Origin of the sequence: Marinobacter sp. DSM 26671, assembly GCF_900112835.1 — a bacterium.
Lineage (GTDB): Bacteria > Pseudomonadota > Gammaproteobacteria > Pseudomonadales > Oleiphilaceae > Marinobacter > Marinobacter flavimaris.
The window spans coordinates 1-2181 of the sequence record NZ_FONF01000060.1 but is presented as its reverse complement, the minus strand read 5'-3'; the positions used below and the strand labels follow the sequence as shown (position 1 = coordinate 2181).

General features: G+C 49.4%; 1 protein-coding gene and 1 pseudogene. One reads left to right on the top strand and one right to left on the bottom strand.

What is annotated here, in order from left to right; genetic code table 11:
* Positions 1 to 128: 128 nt before the first annotated feature.
* Positions 129 to 293 (bottom strand): annotated as a pseudogene (gene eutB / locus BM035_RS22095) (ethanolamine ammonia-lyase subunit EutB); the annotation flags it as partial.
* 144 nt (positions 294 to 437) lie between these two features.
* Between eutB and BM035_RS23155 the strand changes: the two are divergent.
* Positions 438 to 1553, top strand: a complete 1116-nt coding sequence (locus tag BM035_RS23155; protein WP_008173710.1) for a helix-turn-helix domain-containing protein — start codon at positions 438 to 440, stop codon at positions 1551 to 1553.
* The last annotated feature ends 628 nt before the right edge of the window (positions 1554 to 2181 follow it).

Genomic DNA, 2181 nt, shown 5'->3' with positions numbered 1-2181 from the left:
CGACCGGCTCCGCGGCCAACGCCGGTGTTGCTACTAAAGCTATCGCCAGCGGAGCGCTTATTGATTTGAAGATTTTGCTCACCTGAAACTCCTTAATTTTAATTTTCATATCGACAACGATTTATTGCCTCGGCCAGACACATCTGGGCCACAACTCTCTCTTCCGCGCTGGAAGCTGCCACGCCGGCGAGTCGATCGCCGGATCTCGCAGGCGATGCTTTGGCCATGACATCCCGTAATCCCTGAAACGACCAGGTTCTGGTGCCTAACTGGTAGACATACCTATGGGACATAAACTTCCTCTCGCTTTTTTCACTGAAAACAAGATTCACGCCCCGTCCGACACGGAACGTAATTTGCTGTGGATTTCAATGTAGCGAGCTACGCCAAGAGGGCGTTATCGAAATTTGGCAAACATTAAGGGGCACAAAAGTGCTATGAAAACAGCCTTAAAGCCTTATGTGCACGAAAACTGCGTCACGCCCATACTCAAAGTGCATGCCGACACCGAGGTCGCAGTGCACCGACAAGAACAACATGCACCACATAGGTGCACAGTCATCGCAAATGATGCCAATGATCAGGCAGGCAACCTTACAGACTGGGAACAGGAGTACGACCAAATAGGGGCGGGGCGTTTTTGCGGACGTATCGACGAGCTGAATTTTGGTGGGCTTCAGTTATTCAATGAACATACTGGCCGCTCCTTACTTCAGCGCTGTAAGGTTTGGCCAGACTCATTTTGGTTCGGGTTTCCAAGTAAGCGCAACGAAACGCGCATCAATGGCCAGAGCGTCGAATCCAGTGATGTTCTCTGTAGGCCTGGGAGCACAGAATTCGAGCTCGTCACTCCAGAAAGCTTCGACATGCTAAGCATTGTTGTTAGCAAAGCCAAGCTTCAGTCCCACAAGGCATCAGAGGATATTGATCTTAAGTTGCTAGATGCCAAGAACTACCCTCGGTTACGCCTTTCACTAAGAACTTTACAGAACTTCCGATACTTATTGCGGCGAATCCTTCAGCCAACAATAAACAAAATCGACTCAGACCTTCACCATGACTTGTTGATCATGGGGTTGCTGGAGTTGTTAGCGGAGGAGATCCCCAATAAGAAGGTGGCTCCAAGTTATCAGCACAGAAAAGCCGTGGTAGAGCGAATCAAGGATTACATGGCAACGGAGAGTATTGCCCCTGTCACCATGACAACTCTATGCGAAGTGGGGTGCGCTAGCCGGCGGACTTTGCAATATAGCTTTGAGACGATTCTTGGCATTAGCCCCATGACCTTCCTGAGGATAAGCAGATTAAACAGGGCGAAAAGAATGCTGTGCCAGCCTTCAACAAGCTCCGTTTCTGAAGCTGCCTCATTCAACGGCTTTTACCATCTAAGCCAGTTCTCCTCAGACTACAGACAACTTTTTGGTGAATTGCCGTCTGAGACATTTGCTAAATCTCACCCAGCAAACAATTCCCAGCTACACAGCAACGCTCTTGAACCTTGCGTGAGGACGGTCCCGGCGTTTCAACATTGTCTGCAGAGGCGTGGAACTTGAGACGAAAATGGTGCCCCCTATCCGCTTCAAAAAACTCAAAAATATGTAGCATGCTACAATTCTTTTGAGTCTCTTCTGTCCTTAACGAGACAGCCAAAACCCGACACATTGACCAAACTCAAAGGCATGAGATAATGCCATACGATCGAAGAAATCCCATGTCAGGCAGCGGTCAAAGTGTCCAATTTCAGTCAATCAATTCAGGACATCTCTGTGCCCAGAAATGGCGTTAATCGTTGAAAACCGCTCAGGACAAGGGTTCCATACAAGCAGGTCTTCTTACTGCATCTGCTTGAACTGGCTCGAATCAGCCCCTACTATACCGCTCAACACCGACCTAAATCTGTGCCCTCCGGAGGCAGAGGTCAGAGGTTCGAATCCTCTCGGGCGCGCCATATTTTTCAAGGGCTTACGTGAAAACGTAGGCCCTTTTTATTTGTCTGTGTCCAAATTGTGTCCATGGTGTGTCCACGGTTTCTAGGACATTTTTTCCGGCTATGGAATTTTGACCTTTGCACTGAAACCGAAAACTCTGCATAAACCGCTGAAGGTTGCCACCCATTCCACGTGAAGCCTGCCACCCGGACCGGAGCAAGACTGCCACCCATCGGAGCGTAGCGACGCGGGG